This window comes from Paenibacillus sp. MMS20-IR301 (assembly GCF_032302195.1).
Lineage (GTDB): Bacteria > Bacillota > Bacilli > Paenibacillales > Paenibacillaceae > Paenibacillus_AQ.
Genome location: NZ_CP135275.1, coordinates 3,902,848 through 3,928,783, shown reverse-complemented (window position 1 = coordinate 3,928,783; position 25,936 = coordinate 3,902,848). Strand labels below are relative to the sequence as shown.

Annotated in this window: 20 protein-coding genes; 14 read left to right on the top strand and 6 right to left on the bottom strand. The window is 52.8% G+C overall.

The features are described 5' to 3' along the window. Positions 1-124: 124 nt before the first annotated feature. The 3 genes from LOS79_RS16925 to LOS79_RS16915 form a co-directional block, all read right to left on the bottom strand. On the bottom strand, positions 125-1,786 hold the full coding sequence (locus LOS79_RS16925) for a hypothetical protein (RefSeq protein WP_315411136.1): 1,662 nt from the start codon (positions 1,784-1,786) through the stop codon (positions 125-127). Further along, the gene (locus LOS79_RS16920) at positions 1,787-2,662 is read right to left on the bottom strand and encodes an ABC transporter ATP-binding protein (protein WP_315411134.1); all 876 of its coding nucleotides are present in this window, start codon (positions 2,660-2,662) and stop codon (positions 1,787-1,789) included. Between the two features lie 179 nt (positions 2,663-2,841). Continuing rightward, positions 2,842-4,776 (bottom strand): ATP-dependent DNA helicase, encoded by a 1,935-nt coding sequence (locus LOS79_RS16915; protein WP_315411133.1) that lies wholly within the window; start codon positions 4,774-4,776, stop codon positions 2,842-2,844. A gap of 294 nt (positions 4,777-5,070) precedes the next feature. On the opposite strand from LOS79_RS16915, the gene LOS79_RS16910 reads away from it, so the two are divergent. From LOS79_RS16910 to LOS79_RS16900, 3 genes are all read left to right on the top strand, one after another. Further along, positions 5,071-5,763, top strand: coding sequence for an HAD family hydrolase (locus tag LOS79_RS16910; RefSeq protein WP_315422291.1), 693 nt, complete (start codon positions 5,071-5,073; stop codon positions 5,761-5,763). Between the two features lie 87 nt (positions 5,764-5,850). Continuing rightward, positions 5,851-8,601, top strand: coding sequence for an alpha-L-rhamnosidase (locus tag LOS79_RS16905; RefSeq protein WP_315411132.1), 2,751 nt, complete (start codon positions 5,851-5,853; stop codon positions 8,599-8,601). Between the two features lie 131 nt (positions 8,602-8,732). Beyond that, entirely contained in the window at positions 8,733-9,710 is a 978-nt protein-coding gene (locus LOS79_RS16900) for an AraC family transcriptional regulator (protein ID WP_315411130.1), read from the top strand. Positions 9,711-9,737: 27 nt separating this feature from the next. Here the strand turns inward: LOS79_RS16900 and LOS79_RS16895 are convergent, their stop codons facing one another. Then, positions 9,738-10,733 (bottom strand): AraC family transcriptional regulator, encoded by a 996-nt coding sequence (locus LOS79_RS16895; RefSeq protein ID WP_315411128.1) that lies wholly within the window; start codon positions 10,731-10,733, stop codon positions 9,738-9,740. Positions 10,734-10,868: 135 nt separating this feature from the next. Between LOS79_RS16895 and LOS79_RS16890 the strand changes: the two genes are divergently transcribed. Both LOS79_RS16890 and LOS79_RS16885 read left to right on the top strand, forming a co-directional pair. Continuing rightward, on the top strand, positions 10,869-12,134 hold the full coding sequence (locus tag LOS79_RS16890) for a glycoside hydrolase family 1 protein (protein WP_315411126.1): 1,266 nt from the start codon (positions 10,869-10,871) through the stop codon (positions 12,132-12,134). Between the two features lie 360 nt (positions 12,135-12,494). Next, the gene (locus tag LOS79_RS16885) at positions 12,495-13,838 is read left to right on the top strand and encodes a GH1 family beta-glucosidase (RefSeq protein WP_315411125.1); all 1,344 of its coding nucleotides are present in this window, start codon (positions 12,495-12,497) and stop codon (positions 13,836-13,838) included. 24 nt (positions 13,839-13,862) lie between these two features. Here LOS79_RS16885 and LOS79_RS16880 read toward each other — a convergent pair whose 3' ends face one another. Next, positions 13,863-14,486, bottom strand: coding sequence for a LysE family translocator (locus LOS79_RS16880; protein ID WP_315411124.1), 624 nt, complete (start codon positions 14,484-14,486; stop codon positions 13,863-13,865). 69 nt (positions 14,487-14,555) lie between these two features. After that, a complete protein-coding gene (locus LOS79_RS16875) occupies positions 14,556-15,380 on the bottom strand; it encodes a MerR family transcriptional regulator (RefSeq protein ID WP_315411122.1) in 825 nt (274 codons plus the stop codon). 173 nt (positions 15,381-15,553) lie between these two features. On the opposite strand from LOS79_RS16875, the gene LOS79_RS16870 reads away from it, so the two are divergent. The 9 genes from LOS79_RS16870 to LOS79_RS16830 all read left to right on the top strand — a co-directional run bounded on the left by LOS79_RS16870 (position 15,554) and on the right by LOS79_RS16830 (position 25,760). Further along, positions 15,554-16,843 (top strand): hypothetical protein, encoded by a 1,290-nt coding sequence (locus LOS79_RS16870; protein WP_315411121.1) that lies wholly within the window; start codon positions 15,554-15,556, stop codon positions 16,841-16,843. 59 nt (positions 16,844-16,902) lie between these two features. After that, positions 16,903-17,805 carry an ABC transporter ATP-binding protein gene (locus tag LOS79_RS16865; protein WP_315411119.1) on the top strand — a complete coding sequence of 301 codons (903 nt, stop codon included), beginning with the start codon at positions 16,903-16,905 and terminating at the stop codon, positions 17,803-17,805. Beyond that, a complete protein-coding gene (locus tag LOS79_RS16860; protein ID WP_315411118.1) occupies positions 17,802-18,755 on the top strand; it encodes an ABC transporter permease in 954 nt (317 codons plus the stop codon). Before LOS79_RS16865 ends, LOS79_RS16860 begins: the two co-directional genes overlap by 4 nt. Positions 18,756-18,891: 136 nt before the next feature. After that, positions 18,892-20,085: a two-component system sensor histidine kinase NtrB gene (locus tag LOS79_RS16855; protein WP_315411116.1), complete on the top strand. Its 1,194-nt coding sequence runs from the start codon at positions 18,892-18,894 to the stop codon at positions 20,083-20,085. Positions 20,086-20,109: 24 nt separating this feature from the next. Next, entirely contained in the window at positions 20,110-20,580 is a 471-nt protein-coding gene (locus LOS79_RS16850) for an NUDIX hydrolase (protein ID WP_315411114.1), read from the top strand. Beyond that, a complete protein-coding gene (locus LOS79_RS16845; RefSeq protein ID WP_315411113.1) occupies positions 20,580-21,257 on the top strand; it encodes a response regulator transcription factor in 678 nt (225 codons plus the stop codon). Before LOS79_RS16850 ends, LOS79_RS16845 begins: the two co-directional genes overlap by 1 nt. A gap of 6 nt (positions 21,258-21,263) precedes the next feature. Further along, a complete protein-coding gene (locus LOS79_RS16840) occupies positions 21,264-22,532 on the top strand; it encodes a HAMP domain-containing sensor histidine kinase (RefSeq protein WP_315411111.1) in 1,269 nt (422 codons plus the stop codon). Between the two features lie 115 nt (positions 22,533-22,647). After that, positions 22,648-23,406 (top strand): ABC transporter ATP-binding protein, encoded by a 759-nt coding sequence (locus LOS79_RS16835; RefSeq protein ID WP_315411109.1) that lies wholly within the window; start codon positions 22,648-22,650, stop codon positions 23,404-23,406. A 2-nt stretch (positions 23,407-23,408) separates the two neighbouring features. Continuing rightward, a complete protein-coding gene (locus tag LOS79_RS16830) occupies positions 23,409-25,760 on the top strand; it encodes an ABC transporter permease (protein ID WP_315411107.1) in 2,352 nt (783 codons plus the stop codon). Positions 25,761-25,936 lie beyond the last annotated feature (176 nt).

Sequence of the window (25,936 nt, the reverse complement as noted above, 5' to 3'; positions counted from 1 at the left end):
GGGAGGGATGTTGCAGTTTTTTTACAGAGCCTTTGATTTTTTTTACTTCAACCTGCAGCTACGGACATAATAACGGACGGACACCGCAGAGCACGGCAGTCCGTCCGTATGGGAATCAGCAGAATCAGCTGCTCTTGGCGAGCCGGCTCCGTGCCAGATAGGCTGCGGCCAGCAGCCCGGCGCTGACAGCCAGATAGCTGCAGCCGACCAGCCAGTAGCGGATGCCCATAGCGGCAGCCCAGCTGGTTCCGGATTCTGAGGGGCTGCCCAGAAAATCAAGGACAGGCGTTTTGTTGAACGGGCCGAGGTACCAGAGAAGCATGTACAGCACCTCGAAGGTACGGTTGGTCCGCGTCATGACTCCGCTGACAAGGGCAAGGCTCGGGATCAGCAGTGCAGCGGAAGCAAAATAGGCCAGCGACTCCAGATTACCCTCAAGGATGAACCGGATCAGCATGCCGCTTCCTGTGATGCAGGCCAGCAGGACGCCTGAGAGCCAGACCGCTGTAAGCTGCCGGGTGAGGTAACGCGGGCTTGAAGCAACGAGCAGATGGGTCTGATAGCGGTATTCCCGGCTGCCCATTCCGGACCAGAGAGCCAGCGGCCAGATCCAGGTAAGCGGCCAGATCATCCAGGCGGCTGAAGTGCCGGCAGGCATGGACAGGCCCAGAATGATTAAGACAAGGGCCACAGCATACCAGCCCAGCCGGGTGCCCTTCATCATCAGCCGGATTTCGGCCATTACAAGCGGGAAGAAGGAGTTACGCAGCGTTACCGGGGAAAGTGCCGCAGCGCGGGCGCCTGTACCGGAAGGTCTGGTAAAGCCATTCCAGCCAGCGGCGTGTATTGTATCTGCAGAAGTGTATCCTGCTGCTACTGCTGCTGCCTGCTCTGCCGCCGCTCTTGACTGCTCCCGCTTGCTGCCCTTATGTGCAGTAAACGGGACCTCCTTAAAGCGGCGGAAGAATACGGAGGCGGCCAGGATAATTATGAAAGCATACAGGAGCAGGGTCAGCTGCTGTCCGATCAGAGCGGGTGTCCAGTCCATGCCCTGCCACTGAAACAGCTTCATCGGCTGACCGCCAAGGGTCAGAACTCCGATTCCGAAGGAGCCTGAATAGTCCGGGTGAAGCAGCGTAAGGTCACTTTTCATTCGGTCTGTAATGACATTGGTGCCGTAAGGTATGTAAGCGGACAGGGAGATGAAGGCGATGTACATGCTGAAGTAAATGACATGGCCAATAACGCCCCTGAGAGCCTTAACCGTCTCGAACAGCACGGCAAGTGCGGATACGACAGCCATTACCGGGAGCGTCAGGAACAGAAACGGGGAGAGCATCGGCCATAGCTCAATCCGCAGCACTTCTCCCCGGACCAGCTGCATAGTAGCAGTGATCAGGATGATCACCGCTACTATTACCGACAGAACGGTAAAGTTGCTGAGCGCTTTGCCTGCCAGGTAGTTCAGCTTGCTGACAGAGGTGGAGGCGATAATCTGCCCGAAGCCTGTCTGTTCATCACGCCGGATGCTGTTCTTGACCAGATAGAAGCCGAACAGGGATAGAAACAGCGTAGTCGAAATGGCGACAGAGGAGCCTACCCAGGCAGAGTTATACACTCCCCGGTAACGATCCAGGTACAGGGTTGCGTAGTTACCGTCCGTCGGCGGAATGAAGAAATAAGCGGCCAACATCGTGATTCCCAGCATCAGCAGGAAGGAGAATTGCCGGGTCCGCTCAAGAACATCGGCCCGTGCAACATTATAGACTGTCCGGAAGACTTTCATTTAGCGATCCCCCCGGGCGGTTCTGATATACAGATAGGCATCCTCAAGGCTTGGAGCCACCGGTGAAGAATCAGGCAGCGGCGGAGTATCTGCGACCACGCGCAGCTGGAGGCCGTCCGCTCTGCGGACCGTTCCGCTGATCGTCCACTTCTTGCGGGCTTCCTGCAATGCCTGATCCGGAATGACGACGGACCATACCTTGCCTTGCACTGTATGTAATAATTCTGCCGGGGCTGACCTCATCAGCAACTGCCCCTTCGCCAGAATCGCAATCTGGTCCGCGGTCGCTTCGATGTCGGAGACGATATGTGTGGAGAAGATGATGATTCTGTCTCCGGACAGGTCGGTCAGCAGGCTGCGGAAGCGCACCCGCTCTTCCGGGTCAAGCCCTACGGTCGGTTCATCCAGAATAAGCAATTGCGGATCATTGAGCAGCGCCTGGGCGATGCCGACCCGCTGGCGCATGCCCCCGGAGAAGCTGCCAACCGGGCGTTTCAACGTATCGTGTAAATTGAGCAGCTCCAGCAGCTCCAGCATCCGCGGCCGGACGGCTCTTACATCGAGGCCCTTGAGCGCAGCGGCGTATTCCAGGAACTCAACCGGATTCAGATGCGGATATACGCCGAAATCCTGGGGCACATAACCTAAGACAGCCCGAAGCGCATCAGGCTGCTTACGGATATCCATGCCGTTCCAGCTCACGCTTCCGCTTGACGGCTGTGAGATGGTGGCGAGAATACGCATCAGCGTGGTTTTACCGGCTCCGTTCGGCCCGAGCAGACCGACAATCCCCGGCTTCAGCTGCAGGTTAATATCCTGCAGGGCCTGTTGACCTTTCTTGTATTGTTTGCTTACTTGCCGGATATCGAGCAGCATATTGTGCCTCCTAAAGGGATTTATATTGATTTACAATTATTGGTGCGCCTGAAAGGATAGACGATTAACTGCCTTATGAACCCTGCAAACGAATTCTATACTGCTCAACCTACACAGGGTGTATAGACCCGCGCAGCACAAATAAGCCTGGCGCGCAGGCCGCCAGGCTTATTCCATATTCAGACTGTACGCTTAATCCCCTTGGCCCGGACAAATTTCTCCAGTACGGAGAAGTCCTCTGTAACTTTTTTAAACGGCAGCGTTCCGAGCACCCGGCTCCGGTAATCTTTCCGGGCGGCAGCGGACAGGCGGGAATCCAGAATGCTGAGTACACCGAGGTCGCTTTCACTGCGGATCAGGCGTCCGGTTCCCTGCCTTAAGCGCAGGAGCATGTCCGGTACAAAGACCTCCTGCAGCGGATTGGCCGCTGACTCGGCCTTATATTCATAGATCGGATCAGCCGGAACAGGGAAGGGCAGGCGGAATATGATGACCTGCGACAGGTCAGAGCCTTCGATATTTACGCCCTCCCAGAACACCCCGGTGCTGAGGAGGACACCTTTGCTGCGCCGGAAGTCAGCGATGACCCCGTCCTGGGAAGCGCCCTCCTGCTGCATATGAAGCTCCCATTGGAACCCGTCCGCTTCTGCCCCCAGTCTGGAATGGATGTACTTCATATCCTCCTTGGCGGAGAAGAGGACCAGTGTTCTGCCCTCTGTCAGATTACAGAGCTTAACCAGTTCAGCATAGGCGGCCTCAAGGTATTGCTCACGCCGGTCATGGCGGTAGTACGGAACCTTATCCGAGATATACATCATGGCATGGCTCTGATAATCGAACGGGGAGGCCTGGCGTTCCATGTACTCCCCTGTAAATCCAAGAGATTGCGCCAAATAAGCATATTGCTCCTCCAGCGTATCCCCGCCCTGGCACAGGGTTGCTGATGTAAGAATGACGGGTGTCCTGCCTTTGAATAAAGTATGCTTCAGGAACCGGCTGATGGCTTTGGGACAGATGCTGATGGTAGCTTCCCGCAGGGGGCGGCTGGCCCAGATCAGATAGTTATCCTCTGCACCGGCGAGGACGGCAAATAAGTCAATCAGCCCGTTCAGCGCTTCAAAGGCATCATCAATCTCCCGCTCCTGCCGGGAGGTCAGCACCGAGAGGCCCAGGCTGAGATCCTTAAGCTCACGCGATACCCGGTCAAGCGGGACGCCGGAAGGCTTCGGCACTTTAATCCGGTCGGTATCCTGCCCGGCTGCCCGGAGCAGATCACCTTCTATGCCTTTGAAGATCCGCTCGAGACTGTTTTTGATCAATTTGGACCCGGCGAAGAGGCTTCTGTCGCCGGATTGCTTCAGCAGAAGCTGCAGTACATCATCGAGAATCCGGCAGGAGCGCCGGTAAGTGAATTCAAGCGTGCGGGCATCCCGCACCTTGGACTCCAGATTATGCGCTTCATCGATAATGATCATCGCCGGGCGTTCAGAGATGATGCCCCGGGTGCCTTCTTTTTTCTTAATCAGATCGCGGATCAGCAGGTCCTGGTTCACAATGATGAAGTCGATCTCACCGGCTCTGGCGTTAATCTTCGCCCGCATATCGTAGAACCGGCAGCTGCTCCGGTAATGGCAGCGCTCGAAGCTGCAGTCATTGACGCATACATTCGACCACTCGGCATCGCTGATTCCGCCTTTGATATCCGCCCGTTCATCAATTTCGTAATTGACAATCCGCCCGGCAAGAGCCGTGAGGGGACCGCTGGTATCCTCCGGCCTGTACAGCTCAGCAGCCCTCTGCCGGCAGGCGTACTGGCCCATGCCTTTGCCGACGGCGGCCCGGACGGTGTTGAATCCGAGGCGGCTGCCGATGATTCTAAGATCCTTATGAATCTGCTCCGACAGCTGGATGGATGAGGTAGCGATCACAACCGGCTGCCCCGACATCCGGTTAATGAGCAGTCCGGGAATCAGATATCCGAATGACTTGCCGATGCCCACCCCGGCTTCAATTATGGCATTACGGCCATTCAGATAAGCATCAGCGATATCCAGTGACATATCCTGCTGGCCTGTCCGCTCCCGGAGGCCGATCCGGGGGAAGCGGTCGTACATCCGGAAGATGGCATTGACGAGCGAGGGCCCGGTGTCCTTGCCCGGCCCCCGTTTCTGTAATTTATAGAGATCATTTAACCAGCTGATGACAACCGCCCCTCTTCTACCTCAGATGAACCGCACTTTTATGACACATAGAAGTACTATATCACATAGTACAGACCCGCATAGTTGAAACTGCCCTTTCAATGATAAAATACAGTTAACAGGTGCGGAATATCTCGCCGGGCTGAACAGAATCCGGCTGCCTGAATGACTTGAAAGCCCGGCTTAAAGGAGTTTGCCTTGAATACTGTGAATACCCAACCAGCGTTCTTCTTCGATCTGGACGATACGCTGTACGATCATTTCTCGCCCTTTCTGCAGGCGGTCCGCCACGTGCTGGCCCCGGATGAGACATCGGTGGATATTACCCGGCTGTTTCATACTATGCGCAGTTACGGTGACTTGCTGTGGCCGCGTTATGACCGGGGAGAAGTGGGGCTGGATGAGCTCAAACGCGTAAGGATGGAGCAAGCCTGTGACGAGCTCGGGATAGAGCTGGACCGGGAGCGGTCATTACTGTTCCAGCAGGATTATCTGGAGCGGCAGAGCCGGTTCGGCTGGTTCCCAGGAGCACGGGAGCTGCTCGGGCGGCTTATAGCCGCAGGTTATGTCGTCGGCATTATTACCAATGGACCCGAAGACTACCAATGGGCCAAAATCCGCGGGCTGGGGCTGGACCGTATCATCCCCGCAGAACGGATCTTCATCTCCGGAGCGGTGGGCCTGGCGAAGCCGGATCCCGCCATCTTCGCTCATGCCAACCGGATGACCGGAACGGAAGCGTCAGCAAGTGTGTATATCGGTGATTCCTGGGAGAAGGATATTGCCGGTGCCCTGGCTGCCGGCTGGCAGGCCGGGTGGTTTAATGAACGGGGGCTTGTTCCTGCTGCCGGACATAAGCCGCATTTTGAGTTCAGCCGCTATGCGGAGCTGGATCTGTAATTTGTGCATATTTAGCTGAAATTCGCCGATTGTTTCGTCAGGACAACAGAGCTATAGTAAGCGTACTTGGCAAAAGGAGCGAATAACATGCAGATTGCAAAAATCTGGTTTAATGGTGTGGAGGAGCCTCTCGGCTATCATTTTACACCGCTGATTGTCAGCTGGTTAGTCGAGGGGGCGGCTGGTGAGATGCAGGCAAGCGCGTCTCTGCAGATTTCAGCCGATCCGGATTTCACGGAGATCCTGTACGGCAGAGCCGGTGATTTGGATAGCCTGGGAGTTGCGGTAGAACTGGATTTGCAGCCGCGAACAACATATTTTGTCCGGATAGATGTCTATTCGGATCAGGGCAGTCACGCGCAGGCGGTCAGCCGGTTTGAGACCGGCAAGCTGGCCGAGCCATGGGAGGCGGAGTGGATCGGCCCGCAGGCCGATTCCGGTGTTCACCCGAGACTGCTGACGGATTTCGCTGTTCACAAACCGCTGGCAAGGGCACGGTTATATATTACCGGACTGGGGCTCTATGAAGCTTATCTGAACGGGGAGAAGGTGGGCGATGAAGTCCTGACTCCGCTTGTCAACAATTATGATGCGTTCATTCAGGTGCAGACCTATGATGTGACCCGCCAGATTGGCGGACAGAACGAATTATCCATTCTGCTGGGGAACGGCTGGTATAAGGGCCGCTTTGGGCTGCAGGGGGAGCAGGCTTATTTCGGCAGCCGGTTTGCGGCAATTGCTGAACTAATCCTAACCTTTACAGACGGCGAAGAGCGGAAGATTACCACGGATCAGAGCTGGCACTGCACAGGCAGTTCAATTATAGAGAGCGGGATTTATGACGGGGAGCTTATTGACCGGACCATTGACGTGAATGCGGATACAGAAGGCCAGGCCGATATTCTTCCTATGGATAAAAGCAAGCTGATGGACCGGATCAGTCCGCCGCTGCGGCTGCAGGAAATGCTGCCGGTACAGAAGGTGCTGCATTCGCCGGCCGGTGAAACCATTCTCGACTTTGGCCAGAATTTTGCCGGCTGGCTGGAATTCACCGCCGACTTCCCGGCAGGGCATACCGTCCGGTTCGAGTTCGGTGAGATTCTGCAGAATGACCGGTTCTATAATGATAATTACGGGACGGCCACAGCAGGCTTTACCTACATCTCGGGCGGAAGCCGGGAAACCGTAACCCCGCATTTCACCTATTTCGGATTCCGGTATGTGCGGGTCACCGGCTGGGACTCCGTCACCAAGGAAGATGTCCTGGGCCGGGCAATCTACTCTGATCTGGAGCGGACAGGTTATGTGGAGACGGGCAATGCCAAGCTGAACCAGCTGTATTCCAACAGCCTGTGGGGGCTTAAGTCAAATTTCCTGGATATGCCGACAGATTGCCCGCAGCGTGCAGAGCGCCTCGGCTGGACGGGGGATGCCCAGGTGTTTGCCCCGGCAGCTTCGTATCACATGGATACACGGGCCTTTTACCGTAAATACCTGTTTGATATGCGGACGGAGCAGCTGAAGCTGGGCGGCAGCATTCCGAACTATATGCCGGCGATGGGCACCGGAGGCGGAGCTTCGGTGTGGGGGGATGCGGCAACATTGATTCCGGCCACCCTGCTGAAGAATTACGGGAGTGTGGCTGAAGCCGCGCAATATTATCCGCTGATGAAGGATTGGGTGGATTATCTCGGCTTCCGCATCGAGGACAAGCATGGCACAAGGGCCGGGCTGAATGACGGCAGCTTCCAGTTCGGGGACTGGCTGGCGCTGGACGGGGCTACTCCTTCATCGTTCAAGGGCGGCACCGATGATACTTATATCGCTACGGTGTATTATTATGAAAGTCTCAGAATTGTGGGCGATCTCTCCGGGAAGCTGGGCCGGGCAGAGGAGGCGGAACACTACAGCAGGCTTGCCGGAGCGGTAAAAGAAAAGCTTCTCTTCGAATACTACACGCCTGCCGGGCGGCTGAGTGTGGATACGCAATCGGCCTACATCATCGCGCTCAAATTTGCAGTCTGCACCGATAAGCAGGTTATTATCAATCAGCTGAAGAACCGGATCAAGAGGGATTTGTACAAAATCAGATGCGGCTTCGTAGGGGCGCCAATCTTCTGCCAGGTACTGGCTGAGAACGGTATGGCTGACCTGGCTTACGACTTCCTGCTGCAGGAGGATTTCCCGGGCTGGTTATATGCCGTAAATCTCGGAGCCACAACGATCTGGGAACGCTGGAACAGTGTGCTGCCTGACGGTTCGATGAACCCGGCGGGGATGAATTCCTTGAATCACTACAGCTACGGCGCTGTGATGGAATTTGTGTATGAGTATGCTGCGGGCATCCGTCCGGACGGCAACGGCTTCCGTAAGCTGCTGCTTGCGCCTCAGCCGCATGCCCGGCTGGGCCGGTTATCCTGCCGGTATAAATCGACAGCCGGAACGGTCGGGAGCAGCTGGAGTATCCTGGATGACGGGCAGATTCACTGCCGCTTCGAGGTTCCGTTCAATGCGGAGGCTACGATCATCCTGCCGTATTCGGATCAAGAGCCGGTCAATGTTACCTCAGGGATTTATGAGTATACATATCAGCCGCAGAAGGATCTTAGAACGATATACGACCTGGATACACGGGTAATCCATATTAAGAAGGACGAGGCGGCGTTCGAACAGCTGCTGACTGTAGATGAAGCCTTAACCCGGTTCATCCGGCATGCCGATGAGGAGCAGCTGAACATGACCATCCGGGAAATCTCCGGCCTGTTCTTTACCGGAGTTACGCAGGAAGCCGCCAGCCGGGCAGCACTGCTGCTCTCAGGCCTCAAGCTAAGCAACTAGATTACCCGGAAACTGGAGACAGGATTAACTCCTTGGGAGCGGTTCTGTCTCTTTGTTTTGAAGAAAAGCAAGCCGCATGGGATAATGACCTAAAGTCAAAAAAAAGCGGTGGCGGAATGAGGAAGGATATTATGCAACGGGAAGCCATATGGGCCGAATCAACATTTGAGCAGACCCTTAAAGCGCTGGGACCGGAGGAGAGCATCCGGCTGTTACAGACGGACCGTGAAGGGAGCCCTTTACAGGGGGCGGTGCTGACGGATCAGGCTTTTTTCCTGGAGCATCAGATTTATATGAACCGCCATGCCCGCTATATCGGTATGCCGCTGCATTCGCACACATTCCTGGAGCTTAACTATATGTATGCAGGCAGCTGTACGCAGTTCATTGAAGGCGAACCCGTCCTGCTGGAGCAAGGTGATCTGTTGCTGATTCATCCCGGGATAAGCCATTCCATCAAAGCGCTGGGGGCTGAGGATATTCTGATTAATATTCTGGTGAGGTCCGGCTCGGTCAATACAACCGTGCTGCACAAAATGGCCAGGCACCGCAGCGTCATTACTGACTTCCTGCTGTCCGTCAACAAGCACCAGTACCGTAACCACACCTATCTGCATGTTCAGAGTAAGGCGCATGAGCGGCTGCAGCATTGCCTGAGCTACCTGATTGAGGATTATTTCGGCTATCAGCCGCCCCGGTATCATAAGGCGGAGCTTTGGCTGCCGGTTATTTTCGCGGAAATGGAAGAATTGCTGATGCGTGACATTGAGGCAATGCCATATCACAGTAATGTCAGAGAGGCCATCAGCATGATTGAACAGGAGTACCGCACCCTGACTTTAAGCGAGCTGGCCCGCAGGCTGAATTTCAATAAGAATTATTTGAGCAGCCTGATCAAAGAAGAGACCGGGCTTACCTTCAAGGAATGGGTCAACAAACGGCGCTTACAGGAAGCGTATGATCTGCTGATCAGCAGCAGCTTATCGATTGAAGAGATTGCCCATCAGATCGGGCTGGGCAGCCCCAGCTACTTCTACCGGATATTCAAAAAAGCGTATGGCACCTTACCCAGCCAGTTCAGGCGAAGACTGCATACTGCCGGGGATTGATCCCCTCCCGGTTGCCTCCCCGGTGACTTACCTCTGTTTCCTGAACTTGTCCGGTGAGCTGGAGGTGTTCGTTTTGAAGAAGCGGTAGAAGTGGGATTCGGAAGCAAAACCGGCAATTTCGGCAATTTCCCGGACGGGCAGTGTGCTTTCGAGCAGGAGCCGGGAGGCGCTGTCCACCTTTATTTTTTGCGCATGCTTCATCATGCTGCAGCCGGTATGCTTTTTCACCAGCCGGTTGAGATATTCCTCGTTATAGTGCAGCGCCTCCGAGAGCTCGGAGCGTCTGAGATTTCCGTGTTTCCGTTCAATGAAGTTCAGCACCTGATTCACCAGAAATTCCTCTTTGGTCAGATCGAGATTGAGCAGCTTGAGGAAGAACAGCTCTTCCTTCTGCAGTGCACTGATTATCCGCAGGACCAGCCCCTGCTGAAATAAACCGGCGCCGATTTCACTGGAGACAAGCTCCGTCTGCAGCGAATCAAGCAGAATGTGGAACGAATGGCTGGCCTCCGCCTGCTGCTGGGTAAACTCTATGTAGCTCCGGCTGTATACCCTCCCGTTATCTGTGCTTATATTGGAGCGGAGAAATTGAAAGACCGGCCCCGCCCCGCCGCAGCTCTTCTCCGGATCAGCCTCTTGAAACAGCTCTGTCAGAAAAGACACCGAAAGCGCAACGAAAATCACAGTACAGCCCTCATCCGGAACCTCGTAATGAGAGACATGACGGTTCATCAGACAGCCGTCACCTGCGTGGTAATGAACCTTTTTATCTTCAATGTAGTTCGTCAGGCTGCCGCTCAGCACATACATAAGCTCGAAATAATTATGCTGATGAGGAGTGTTTAGGTTAACGCCGGTAAACTGATCCATGGTCCGGTTATATATGGAGGTATACTGAATGGAGCCGCCTGCGGCGGATTTTATGAACACGGAGAGCGGGGCCTGAAACTCCAGAATAGGCTGATCGCCCATCACAAACGGACTTTCCAGCACCTTGAATTTCCCTGCGGAAGAGCCGGGCATTAGCTTCACCTCATTATGTCGGTTTTTCAGATACAACGGCTGTAAGTGGTCGGTTTCTGCCATTATAACATGGATCCATTCCCTGTAGACTTTAGGAGCAAGCGGCAAATAATAGGGAGCAGGAGTGTGTATCATATGAAACTGCATTTACCGGAGGATTTCATCGTGGGGTCGGTAACCGCGGCTTATCAGGTGGAAGGCAATAATACGAACAGCGATTTCTGGGCGGAGGAATATGCGGACGGCTCGCCGTATAAGGACAAATCCGGGGATACCATTGATCATTACCGGCTGTACCGGAAAGATATTGCCCTGATGGCAGAGCTGGGGCTGAAGTCATACCGCTTCTCGGTTGAATGGGCCAGAATTGAACCGGCGCCGGGGCAATATTCCAGATCGGCAATTGCCCATTACCGTGATGTGCTTCTCGCCTGCCGGGAGTATGGCCTTGTTCCGGTTGTAGCGCTGCATCATTTCTCATCCCCGCAATGGCTGATGCGGTACGGCGGCTGGGGCAGTGAGGAGGTTCCGCAGCGGTTCGCCGACTACTGCAGGTTTGTCTTCAGTGAAATCGGCGGGCTGATTCCATATGTGCTGACGTTCAACGAGGTGAATCTGCCGGTCATGCTGCGCGAGATGTTCACTACCATCGGAGTTATCCCCCCGGTTGGAATTGCCGGAGAGAGCTGGACAGCTCCGGAGTGGAGGGCATCGGCAGCGGCTCTGTGCGGGACTACGGCAGACAGGTATATCACCTTCCATATGATCTCGGATGATTCTAAGATCGCTATACTTGCGGAGGCGCACCGCCGGGCCAGACAGGTCATCAAGGAGCTGAATCCCGGAACGAAGGTGGGCTTGTCCATGGCGCTGTCCGATATCCAGTCCGTTGCCGGAGGGGAAGAGCAGGCAGCGGCCAAATGGCAGCAGTACTTCGGGCAATATCTGCCGATGCTGGAGGGCGATGATTTCTTTGGACTGCAGAATTATACCCGGGAGGTCTACGGCCCCGAAGGCCGGGTAGCCCCTGCCGCCGGAGCTGAGCTGACACAGATGAACTATGAGTTCTATCCGGAAGCGCTGGAACAGGTAATCCGCAAGGCCGCAGGAGCGCTTAAGCTGCCGATCTTCGTAACCGAGCACGGCGTGGCTACCGATGATGACTCACGGCGGGTGGAATTCATCCGGCGCGGGCTTGAAGGCGTCACTTCCTGTCTGAAGGATGGCATTCAGGTAATCGGCTATCTGCACTGGACAACATTCGATAATTTCGAATGGAGTGCCGGGTATTCGATGAGATTCGGCCTGATCGCAGTTGACCGGGAGACACAGGAGCGGACAGTGAAGGAAAGTGCGCGTTATCTGGGCCGGGTTGCGGCCACCGGGATATTATCCGAATAAGTGCAGGCTTATGTGCAATACCGGTTTCATCGCAGCCGTCCATCTATTATGATGGGCGGCTGTTCTTTCTGCTTTCTTGATTGCGGGATTGCAGCAAGACTAATTGTACTAAAAATGCCCTGGTAAATTCTTAAATTATACCTGTTTCTGAGGGAGGAATTATGAGATACCCTTGCCATAGGGCCCAAAGCGGGGGCGGAATATTCTGTAATGGAGGCGTTTACAAGGAATGATTATAAATCCGGTCTTAAAGGGATTTAACCCTGATCCGGCGGGCACAAGCATGCTGATTTCGATTATTTTTCCGTTTGTTAACAATGAGCATACATGACTTTGTTCAAAAGAAAGGGAGTAGATAGCATGTCAATCATTCAGTTTCCTGCTGATTTCTGCTTTGGAGCAGCAACAGCCGCGTATCAGGTGGAAGGTGCCTGGAATGAAGGAGGAAGAGGGCTGTCCATCTGGGATACTTATACCCGGGTGCCAGGCAATATCCGTAATGGAGACAATGGGGATACCGCCTGTGACAGCTACCACAGGTATGAAGAGGATATTGCCTGCATGAAGGAGCTGGGTTTACGAACCTACCGTTTCTCAATTTCCTGGTCCAGAATTTTCCCGGACGGAGCAGGGGAGATCAACCAGGAGGGGCTGGATTATTATCATCGTCTGGTTGACCAGCTGATTGCTAATAGCATTGAGCCTTTCTGCACCTTGTATCATTGGGATCTTCCGCAGAAGCTGCAGGATAACGGCGGGTGGAAGAATCGTGAGACGATTGAAGCTTTTGCCAAGTATGCGGAAGCCATGTTTGAAGCCTTCAACGGTAAAATAAAGTATTGGACCACCTTTAATGAGCCCTGGTGTGTCTCCTTTAAGGCGCATTATATCGGTGATCTGGCTCCAGGTGAGCAGAATCTGCAGAGTGCAGTCGGGGTGGCCCATCATCTGATGGTAGCGCACGGGAGGGCTGTACAAATATTCAGAAAATCAGGATTTGACGGACAAATCGGCTATGCTCCTAATGTCTCCTGGCGTGAGCCGTATAGCTCCAGGCCGGAGGATGCGGAGGCCTGCCGCCGCAGAGTAGGCTGGATGGTCGAATGGTTCCTCGATCCTATTTTCAAAGGTGAATATCCGGATTTCATGCTCCGGGCCTTCGAGGCCCACGGAGCCAAGCCGGATATCCGGCCTGGCGATATGGAGATCATCCATCAGCCTGTTGATTTCCTCGGAATAAACTATTATACGGGTTCGCTGGGGCGTTACAAGCAAGACAACGGGCTGTTTGAGCTGGAGGATATAGATGAGGGCTATGAACGGACCGACTTTAACTGGCCGATCTATCCCGAAGGCTTGTATAAGGTTCTCATGCACATGAAGCAGCGTTACGGGGCCGTTCCAATCTACATTACAGAAAACGGGGCCTGCTATAACGATGAGAAGGCAGACGGCAAAGTCCGCGATCCCAAGCGTATTGAATATCTGCGGAAGCATCTGCTGCAGCTGAACCGGGCCATGGAGGACGGAGTAGCGGTCAAGGGATATATGGCTTGGTCCCTGCTCGATAATTTCGAATGGGCCGACGGCTACAGCCGGCGCTTCGGGCTGATTCATGTGGATTTCGCTACGTTAGAGCGGACGCCAAAGGAAAGCTTCTTCTGGTACAAAAAAGTGATCAGCAACGGATGGCTGGAGGTCTAGTCTATCCATGAACTCATAAGCCTCTCAATGCATCGTCAGCAGCTTAACCGCCAGCGCGCTGAAGATCACTGCGGCGGCGATGTTCATTATCTCATTCGAGCGGGGCGAGCGCAGGAATATCTTCCGGAAGCCGCCGGCAAAGTAGCCGATGGCGCTGAAGATTACGGCTGTTAATCCAATGAAGATCAGCCCGAACAGAATCATCTGCAGCGGAACACTGCCGGCGGAGTAGTTAACGAACTGGGGAAGGAAGGTCAGGAAGAACACCGCGACCTTCGGATTCAGGATGTTCATCAGGACTCCCTTGAGCAGCAGCCCTTTCGTATCAGGCTCCGCAGCACCGTCCAGCTGAAGGGCCTCCTTGCGGTGCTTAATGGACTTATACGCCAGATACAGCAGATAGAGTGCCCCGAGGCTTTTGAAAATGGTAAAGGCGGTTACCGAGGTCTTGATAATCAGCGACAGCCCCAGGGCAGCGGCAAGGGTATGCACCGTATTTCCGGCGCTTAAGCCCATAGCCGTAATCACTCCGGCCTTCTTGCCGTTTGTGATTCCTTGAGTCAGTGTGAAGATCAGATCGGGTCCCGGAATAAGGATGAGAATCAGGGATGTTCCTATGAACAGCCATAGGGTGGTAGCGGCAAACATGATATAACTCCTCTCAAATTGAACTATGAATATAAAAATAGACCCTCCAGTAACAGGAGAGTCAAGAATTCATTTGACCGGGATCTGAATTTCTGTAATATGATCCTGCGGATCCCGGGAAATATACTGGTCAATCAGTGTCCGTTCGATGGAATCCCCCGCAATCTCCAGGCCCCTGCGCCCGATCTCCGCAAGCAGTATCTCGTAATAATCCGGAGCCAGGCTGCGCGGGCCTCTGTAATGAATACAGGCATAATTCCCCTCCGGCAGCAAGCTTGCGGTATCAGCCCTGTGATCCCTCTCTCCCGTTAGAATGAAGATAAAGTTGTACTCCCGGAATTTGTACTCCCGCACATGCTCACTGCTAATCGTCAGGCCAACCCCGCCGATGAAGGAGAAGCGGATGCCCGACCTGTTCTCCAGCTGGCGCAGGCAAATTTCCAGCTCCGGCTCTGAAGTGATCCTGTGCTGTAACCGGACAATGCTTCTCCGGGGGAGTGTGCGGACGTACACGGTCTCCAGCTCCTGCTCCCCGAGGTTCTGCGCCCACCGGATCTCCTGCATCCGGTGGGCGAATTGATCTGCTGTACGCTGCAGCTCCCGGATCTTATTCTCCGTAATCTCCTTCTGCTTCTCCAGCAGCTGCATGAACTGCTCAATATCCCTGTGTTCCAGATGATACCGGATTTCCTTCAGGGAGAAGCCCAACTCCTTCAGATAACGAATCGTATTCAGCTGTTCGAATTGTCCGGTCGAATAATATCGGTATCCGCTGCTGTCCCTGGTTCTTGCAGGGATCAGCAGACCAATTTCGTCATAATAACGGAGGGTCTGAATACTGAGATTATGCAATTTGGACATTTCACCGATTGAAAAAAGCTTGCTGTCATCCATGCTGCGCACCGTCCTCCGCTCTGCAATTCCCAGCCATTATACCGCTCCGGGGGTAGGGAGAACAACAAGCCATGTTTCGTACAGTATGAATTACGCGGCATTCATAGTAAAATACTGGAATGGATCATCCATAATCTAGTAGAATGACGCAATAATAATGAAGGGGGAGAACTATGGAATATTACATTGACCGCGCCGGGACGAAGATTCATATAGGCGATAAAGTGCAGATTGTGGACCGTGTTAGGAAGCATGAGGGGAAGAATCTTGATCTGGTAACACATAACCGAACCGGAATTGTGGCAGAGTCCAAGCGGGACGGTTATGTCCGCGTCCGGTTATATAAGGTGCATCACCCGCAGGAGCTGTGCAAGGCAGGGGCCTTTTATCCGGAGGAGCTTGAGATTATTGAATCATCCGGACAGGGAGTGCTTGCATTCAAAGGGAAGGAACAGCATTCTGCAGGTACGGGGGAAATTCAGGAAGAAACGGAGCAGGAAGCAGCTTATCTCGAAAGCGAAACCCCGGGCTGGAGAATCAGCAGGGAGCAATATAAGCAGCTGCTCTCCTATATCGGCTGCGGCAATTTCCCGGAGGCGGATATTCTGTTCTTCGGCAATGAAGAAGGAACAGGTACATACAGTATTGAGGCTAATGTAGAGGCGCGCTGCAATACCTTTGGCAAAGCGCCGGGTGCTTCCGGGTACAGCTATATCTTCGGCGACTCTCCGGCACAAGGGTACTGGGAGCCGTCAGCTTTGGGCGGGAGGGACAAGATCATTGAATATCTGCGGGCCAAAGGAGCCGACCCGAAGATATCCGATCAGGTCCGCAGCTCATTCCTCAAGAGCATTGCCCGGATTGTGCTTGCCCTGGAGAATCATTCTACGGCTCCTGTCAGTGATTGGTTCGAAGCTGTGGACTCCAAAGAAAAACGGCAGGAGATTTCAGGATTTGCCTTGGAAGGCCTGTTCTGCCCTAGAGAAGGCTTACAGACTGCATTAACGGATTGGCGCCACCTTCCCCGTCCCCAGGAGGGGGGCTGGTATGATGAATATGCCGTTACCGCAACCATTGAGAACAGATACAGCCGGGCCTACAATCAGTTTGCAGCGGGAATGGAAGACGAGTTCAGCAATTACAGCGAGGATGCCGAGCAGCGCAGACAGCTATTGCTGCAAGCGTTCGGGCATTCCCGGGCAGGCGTGCTGATTGGACTGGGCGGAGCGAACGGCTTCAAGAAGCAGGTGCTGTCCCATATGTTCAAGGTTGATTTTGAGCCGGTTGATCTGGGGCATGGAGTTATGATGAATAAGGCGCTGGCACGGATGAAGAACAAGACTATGCATATCTATCTGCTGCCATTCCCCAGTGCACAGGTATACGGCAGCCAAGCCATTCTGCACGCAAGCCTGCAGACGCTCGTACAGGACCATCTGCTGCCGCTGGTTGCGAAGCAGTAACAGAGGTTGTTCGAGTATTTCAACGGATAGCGGGAAGAAGTGAAGGGAGCGGGAGCATCATGCAGGTCTTGCAATGTAATCAGGTGTTCAAGAGCATTAAGGGCAAAGCGATTCTGAAGGATTTCACCTTTTCGATACAGGCTGGTGAGATTGTGGGCTTAGTGGGCCCGAACGGCGCAGGGAAGACCACCCTGATGAGGCTGATTACCGGCTTATCCAGAGCTTCCGGCGGTTCGATCTCCATCAAAACGATGAATATTGAGCAGCAGTTTGCCGGTTACATTAAAGAGGTCGGGGCAATTATCGAGACTCCGCTGTTCTATCCATACTTAACGGGTTATCAGTGCTTGAATTATTATGCCAAGCTCCGCCGGGTTTCACAGGAAAGGCTGCATGCAGTTGTTCAGCTGCTCGGGCTGTCAGAAGCCATTCACAAGAAGGTAAAAGCCTACTCTCTGGGCATGCGGCAGCGGTTAGGTCTTGCCCAGGCGGTTCTGGCCGAGCCTTCGCTGCTGATTCTGGATGAGCCGTTTAACGGCCTTGATCCCAGCGGGGTGGCTGAGCTGCGAGAGACGCTGAAGAACATGGCTGGTGCGGGAACGGCTGTATTTCTGTCGAGCCATACCCTGAACGAGCTGGAGGCCATCTGTGACCGGGCAATCCTGATGAATCAAGGGGAGCTGCTGCAAATCAAGGAACTTGGAGCGGATACGTCGGAGGGCCTGGTGAATATGAGTGTGGCTACTACCGATGATACTCAGGCGCTGGCGCTGATTAAGAAGCATTTCGGAGCTGTGCAGATCAGGCAGGAGCATACGCTTATTCTGAGCGGGACCCGGCCGGATACCTTCGCAGATATTCTATTAATGCTCAGAGAGCATAATATCAAGGTTGTGCAGATGAAGGAAGAGCGGAATTCACTGGAGAACACATTCATGACGTTAATCGGAGGGAAGCCATGAGCGCGGTGATACAGGTGGTACAGGCGGAGATGTATAAGTTCTTCAGAAGTAAAAGCTGGTTCAGCTCGCTGCTCATTATGGCGCTTGTCTCTGTATTTATGCTTCTTGCCGCCCCGTCAGAGGATTGGAGAGCCAGTCTGGAGTCGGCCAATCAGGGGCTGGAGCAGCAGCTCGGGATGAGTGCAGCCCAAATCAGCCAGTCCCCGGCTAATCATATATACATAGAGCAGTGGAAGGAGAACAGGGCATATCTGGATAACAATATTATCCCCGCGAATGATTACAGCTTTGGTACAGCGGCAGGGTATATGAGTTCCGTGCTGTCGCTTCGGGCGCTGGGTCTGATTCTGGTTGTTTTTCCGGTCATCTATGCGGTGTCGATGGCCAAAGAGTTCGAAAGCGGAACGATTCAATTTCTGGTGATGAATCCCTTCAGGCGCTCGCAAATCTTAATAGGAAAGTATATCAGCACACTTGCCTCCTCCTGCCTGTTTCTTCTGATTACCTGGCTGACTAACGCTGCGTTCAGTATGCTGTTTAAGCCATTCGGCAATCCGTTCATTTACAGCTTTGCGGACGGGCAGCTGATCGAGAAGAGCACCGCAGTATTCATGCTGGGCAACAGTCTGTTATCGCTGGTCTATTATATTCCTTACATGACCCTTGCCTTTATGCTCGCTACCGTATTCCGGTCCACGACCTTAAGTCTCAGCATTACGCTAGTGATATCTTTACTGGGAACCCAGCTCATCGGACTGCTCAATGTACGGACGGGTATGGTGAAATTTCTGCTGCCGGCCATCGTTGAACTAACCCATTCCCAGAACCGGGCCACCATTGCTGAGATCAATCAGTTTCCCTTGGTGCAGTGCCTGCTCATCATCACCTGCTATGTTGCTGCATTCTTAGGGCTGGCCGGCTATTCTTTTCATAAGAGGGATATTGCTTAGCCCGCCTCCATTATATTTGACACCTCAAGCCTGTTTCTGCCCTGGCAGAATGGATTGGGGTGTTACTTTTTCTGTCCGCAAGCAGGAAAACACCCTCCTCCATGGAATACAATCATAAAATAGAGGGAGGCAGAAAATGGCATATCATGAACAGACGCTGCGTTCGTCATTAAACATGTCCATATCCACCATTCTGGAAAGGCATTACCAATCGATGCTGCTGCAAAATACCGAATTTGCCTGGTTTGTAGAAATGCATAAAGAATTGTTGGATTTAACATTCAGCAGGGCATTGAAATACATTGTGGAAGCCTTATTCCTGTCTCCTGACGAGTACAATCAGAGCCTGATTATGCAGGAACAAGAAGGGTTCGAGCAGGGGAGCTATACTGCTGAGATCTTCGGGGATCATTTTGACAGCATGCTTGAGATGAGTAAAGACCTGAACTTAACCGCTCAGAATGTGATGTTCGGCATTATTGAACAGCTCGTGGACGAATCAGAGCAGCGGCTGTTTTTCTATAACCGGCTGATGGAATGCAACTGGACCCGGTTCAGCGGGTTTGCCCGCGGATATTCCTGCAACAAGAACCAGCAGATCGACAGTCTGCATGAGCAAAAGATTGCCGTCATGGGGCAAATGGCTGCAGGAATGGCGCATGAAATCCGCAATCCGCTTGCTTCTATTAAAGGCTTCGCCCAGCTGATCCACCACAGGCTGTATGAGCCGGAGGTTAAGACTGACGAGCTGCGGGCTTATCTTGATATTACAATCAAAGAGATTGATACCCTTAACGGTCTCGTTACGGATTTCCTGATGCTGTCCCGTAAAGGGGATGGAATGCATAATTCAGGTGCCGTATTTAATATAATCGAGGTTATACATAGGGTTAACAATATTGTGAATCAGCTGATACTAAGCGGTGATATTACGCTGGTCGTGGATTATTCCCAGGAGAGCATACTCACATTCGGAAGTGCTTCCCAGCTGGAGCAGGTCTTCCTGAATATTCTCAAGAACAGTATTGATTCCTTCACTGCCTGCAGAGGCACAATTGTTATTGCAATCACTACGCTTGCCGACACAAATGAGGTATTGCTGGTGTTCAGTGATAACGGGGAAGGAATTCCGCAGGATAAATTAACGCGGATCTTCGATCCCTTCTTCACCACGAAGCCCAAAGGCACAGGCATCGGCCTGTCCATTTGCAAGCAGCTAATCGAAGCCAGCGGAGGGCAGATTGCGGTCGATTCCGTAGTGAGTGCAGGAACCAGCGTCAGCGTGAAATTGCCGTGGGTAAGCGGAGTAGAGATGGGGCAGTGTATTTGAGAACATTTGCAGAGGGGCTTTTTTGTGACTGAAAAACCAAATTATATAAAGTGGATTAGAAGCAAGGTAAGCCATGATTTGATTTTCCTCAACTTTGCCGGAGGAATAGTATGCAATGAGCGCAATGAGGTTTTGCTGCAAAGGCGCGGTGACAGCAATGCCTGGGGGTTTCCTGGAGGAGCGATGGAATTGGGTGAGTCTGCCGAAGAAACAGCAATTCGTGAGATACTCGAAGAAACGGGGGTGAAGGTCGAAGCAGAACACATGATTGGTGTTTACACAAAATACTTTCATCAGTATCCTGGTGGCGATAAGGCTCAAACCATTGCGTTCTTCTTCCAATGCAGGCCCGTTGCAGGTGAACTTGCCACAGACGGTAACGAAACATTGGAGTTAAGATACTTCCCCAAAGATGGCCTTCCAGCTTTATTCGCACAGCAGCATCAAGATGCTTTCGATGATTGGCAATCAGGAGAAATCGGAGTATTCCGTTAATGGCGAAGTATGACTGCCTGATCGTTGATGATGAAGAGGCGCTGTCGAGAAGTACCTGCGAGTACTTGAATATGTTTGGGGTGAACACCTGCTGGGCGGCAGATGAGGAGGCCTGTTTTGCTTTTTTTGACCGGCATGAAGCTGATTTGCTTCTGCTTGATATTAACCTCGGACAAGGCTCCTCGGGATTCGAGATCTGCCGGAGACTGCGGGCTGAGACGAACATTCCGATCCTGTTCATCAGTGCGCGGACCAGTGATGATGATGTGCTGCTGGCCCTGAATGTCGGCGGGGATGATTATATCCAGAAGCCGTATGCGCTCAGTATTATTTTGGCCAAAGTAAAAACAGTGCTGAAGCGCTACCGCGGTGATGCTGATGCGGCAAGCTTCGGGTGCTTCAGGCTGGACCGGGTTACGGAGAAGCTGACGAATAACGGACAGGAGATTAAGTTGAAGGCAATGGAATACAAGCTGCTCTCCTATCTGCTGCAGAACAGGAACCGCCCGCTCTCCAAGGAGGAATTATTTACGAATGTCTGGAATGACGCCATTACCGGCGACGGAACCTTGAATGTACATATCCGCAGGCTGCGCGAGAAGATTGAAGCAAGTCCCAATGAGCCGCAGTTTATCAAGACGCTCTGGGGAACCGGGTATATTTTTGAGGCAGAGTAGAGGTGGATGATGAGAATTAAGCGGGTAACCGCTGTATTTGTGGCCCTGCTGATCATCGGTGTCAGTGCTGTTCTCTATTCGTTCTACAGCGACAGGGAGCCGGGACTTGATCTGGTGGCGGTGAATGATATAACAGAGACCCTTGCCGAGCATTGGGGAAGCCGGGAACATCCGGAACTGCCGGGACTGCAGTATGGGCTGGACTATGTGGTACTGGATCTGAACGGAGGTCTGGCCGGGGCCACAAGACGCGGGCTGAATGAGACAGTTGATGCAGCAGTCCGTAACCGGGATACGATTGTGGATATCAGCCAGGACGGAACCCGGCTGGGGCAGCTGATTATTTATAACCATACGGATGAAAAGTGGAATCTTTACAAGGACAAGCTGTTCGCGTATATCGGTGTCATCCTGGTCTGTATTGCTTTGTTCTGCATGATTTATGCGGAGTATATCGACAGGGCGATCTTCCGCCCGTTCCGCAAGCTGCAGGCGTTCGCCCGGCATGTGGCGGAGGGCAAGCTGGATATGCCGCTCGAAATGGACAGAGGCAACGGCTTCGGGGCATTCGCAGAGAGCTTTGATCTGATGAGGGAAGAGCTGGCGAAAGCCCGCGAGAATGAACGGGCAGCGAATCAGAGCAAGAAGGAATTGGTCGCTTCGCTCAGCCATGATATCAAGACCCCGCTCGCATCGATCAAGGCGGTCACGGAAGTGATGCTTGTGAAAGCTGCGGCAGCAGCGGATAAGCGGCAGCTGGAGGTCATTAACGCCAAGGCTGATCAGATCAACACGCTGATTACCAATATGTTCAGTGCAACGCTGGAAGAGCTGCAGGAGTTAAGCGTCACCGTCACTGAGCAGCCGAGCGGAGTACTGGCGGATATGATCCGGCAGGCCGATTACAACAGCCTGGCTGTTATCGCGCCTGTTCCTGAATGTCTGATTGCGGCAGATATTCAGCGGATTATACAGGTCATTGATAATGTGATAAGCAATGCCTATAAGTATGCCGGAACCTCAATCAGTGTATCCTCGAGCCTTGAGGGGGCTTTTCTGGAGATTGCGTTCAGGGATTATGGACAAGGGGTTGATCCCGGGGAGCTTCCGCTGCTCTGCAATAAATTCTACCGGGCGGGCAATGCGGCAGGCAAAAGCGGTACCGGACTCGGCCTGTATATCTGTCAATATCTGATGGCCCGGATGTCCGGAAGCTTAAGCTGCAGCAATGTGGAAGGCGGCTTCATGGTGAGGCTGCAATTGCCTGTCGTCTAAGAAGATTTCAGAATTGGTTAAGAATTGCGTAAAGACCCGTTAAGATTTCGCAGGCTAAGATAAGACTACAGGGACTGCAGCAGGCCGGCAGTCTCAATAGTCAGGGGGTCAGGTTATGAGTCAGGTAATGATTACAACCCGGAAGCTCAGCAAGACGTTCTCCAGCGGGGGATTACAGCAGCATGTGCTGAAGAATCTTGATCTGGATATCGTATCCGGTGATTTCACCATTATTATGGGGGCATCCGGTGCGGGAAAGTCTACACTGCTGTATGCCCTCTCAGGTATGGATAAGCCGACACTCGGCACCATTTCGTTCGGGGACCAGGAAATTGCGAAGCTCAGTAACGACAAGCTGGCGGTCTTCCGCAGGCAGAACTGCGGCTTTGTGTTTCAGCAGATGTTCCTGCTCGATAATATGAGCATCATGGACAATATTCTTGCTGCGGGGCTGCTTATCAGCAATGACCGGCGGAGTATCACCGCAAGAGCCAGAGAGCTGTTCACACAGGTCGGGCTAACCGAGAGCATCTGGCGCAAATTCCCCGCCCAGCTGTCCGGGGGAGAGGTTCAGCGTGCCGCCATTGTCAGAGCCTTGATTAACAAGCCCAAGGTTGTGTTTGCCGATGAGCCGACAGGAGCGCTTAATTCCGCAGCAGGAACGGCGGCGCTGGATGTATTAACCGGGATTAACAACAAGGGACAGAGCATTATTATGGTCACTCATGATCTGAAATCGGCGCGCCGGGGCAACCGGATTCTGTACATGCGGGACGGTGTGATTCACGGTGACTGTAACTTGGGCAAGTACAAGAGCGGTGACCCGGAGCGCCATGCACGGCTCCATGCCTTCCTCAGTGAAATGGGGTGGTAGGCTTGCGCAAATTAGTAATGCTCAGCTGGGCCAATATCCGTAAAACCAGAGGACATACGGTCTCACTATTCCTGATGTTCCTCATAGCCTCACTGCTGCTGAATGCTGGCCTGCTGGTGATGTTTAATTTCGGCAGTTTTTTTGAGAAGAATATCCGGGAGCTTAACACATCAGATGTGTATTACATTATGCAAAGCCAGTACTACACTTCAGAGATAGAAGATTACCTGCGGGCCGATACAAACGTTGTCAGCATGCAGAAGGAAGATGTAATCTGGTCTAATGTGACCATCCCTTATAAGGGGGAGCAGACGGAGATTACCGTTATACTCAGTGATGGGGATCAGGAGCGCGACAGCTCGAAATGGAAGTTTGTCGGGGAACATCTGCCTCCGGAATCTATGTCGGTGTATCTGCCTTATGTGCTGAGCCTGGATGGCGGCTACAAGCTTAATGATCTATTTGAATTGACTGTCAAAGATACCCGTTTTACATTTAAGGTCAAAGGTTTTACGGAGGATGTTCTGTTCAGCTCGCTGGATACCGGCAGCTTAGGGCTGTATCTCCCCCATGAGACTTATGGGCAGGTAACGCAGAAGCTGGGTGCTGAAGGCAAGGCGGTGCTGGTTCATGCCGGGCTCGCCGAGGTGAACAAGCAAGTGGAAGCAGGGATAAGAGAAAGAATCGCCAAAGGGAATGCCGGATTCGATCCGAATTCGGTCAGCGGTTTCTTCAGTATGAATCTGGATTTGATTAAAATGTCCCGCGTGCTCATGTCCAGTATTTTATCCGTAATGACAGTAGCCTTTGCTGCAATTATCGCTGCCGTCTGTCTGATCGTGGTCAGATTCAGAATCGGGAACAGTATTGAAGAAGATATGACGAAGATCGGGTCCTTAAGGTCGGTAGGATATACCAGCCGGCAGATTATTACGACAATCGTGATGCAGTATTCAATCATTGCCTTGCTCGGAAGTGTAGCCGGCATAGCGTTGTCCTTTTCAGTTACACCGGTCCTGTCAGCCGTATTTGCCCATCAATCGGGGCTGAAGTGGGTTCAAGGGTTCGATGGCGGCATCAGCAGCAGCACTCTCGGCCTGATCCTCCTCATTGTTGTTATTGTAGCCATCATTGCCTCCAGGCGTATTCATAAGCTTAATCCGATTGTGGCCCTGAGAGGCGGGATCGTTACCCATAACTTCAGAAGAAATTTCATCCCGCTTGACCGCTCTAAAGGCAGGCTCCCCGTCGCGCTGGGGCTCAAGTCCATGCTGCAAAACGGGCGGCAAAGCCTGATGATCGGGGTGATTCTGACTGCTGTAGCTTTTGCAGGGACATTTGCCCTAATGATGTTCTATAACACAGTTGTGGATATCAAGTCATTTAAGGAGACCCCGGGAATTGAGATCTCCAATGCGGTGGCCGTGCTCAGCGCGGATGCGGATCGTACCCGCCTTGTTGACGAGATCAGCAGTATGAACGGTGTCCGGAAAGCCCAGTTTATTGATGAGGTTAAGCTGAGAAGCGGCAAGAATGATCTCACTGCTTACGTAATGAACGATTACGCAGCGAAAGAAACGAATACCGTCTATGAGGGCAGATACCCGCGCCATAGTAATGAAATCGTACTGGCCGGCCAGTTAGCGGAGCTGCTGCACAAGACTACCGGAGACCGTGTAATGCTGGAAGCCGGGACGAAGCAGGCGGAGTATCTGATCACCGGCCTGTCCCAGGGATCAAATATGGGCGGCATGAACGCTTCCATCAGACTGGACGGCCTGCTTCAGCTCCGCCCGGAATTCAAACCGCAGACGCTGCAGATCTATTTGAATTCAGGGGTTAATGCAGAGGTCTTCGGAGATGAATTAGAACATAAATTTGGAGCTTCCATCTCCGCAACTCAGGATATGGATACTATGATGGAGCAGGGCGTCAGCATGTACACATCCATTATCTCTAAAGTGGGTATAACCATGATGGTCATCACTATACTAGTGGTAATACTGGTGCTCTATTTTGTCATTAATTCAACCGTAATCCGTAAAAAGCGGGAGCTGGGCATCCAAAAAGCCATCGGCTTCACCACCCTTCAATTGATGAATCAGCTCTCACTGGGACTGCTGCCGCCTATAACGATAGGTGTTGTGATTGGAAGCGTGCTTGGTCTCACCCAGACCAATACGATCATGTCCGCAGCCCAGCGGTCCATGGGAATTATGAAGGCGAATTATATCATGATGACTTCCTGGGTGGTGTTATTCGGATTGGCCCTGATCATTGTTTCTTATCTCACCTCATTGCTGCTCACCAGCCGCATCCGTACAATATCCGCTTATGCATTGGTGAATGAGTGATGTAATGAATGAAGCTCATAATAGAGACAGAACCGGTCAGCTGCTGCTGGCCGGTTTTGGCGTGCGTTCAGAAGCCCGGATCTTCACCAGTGTAACAGTCAGATTCCGAGTTCAAATAATGTGTCTATTATAGTGTTTTGGCGTAAACTAATAGAATAGAGCAGAGCAAAGGGAAT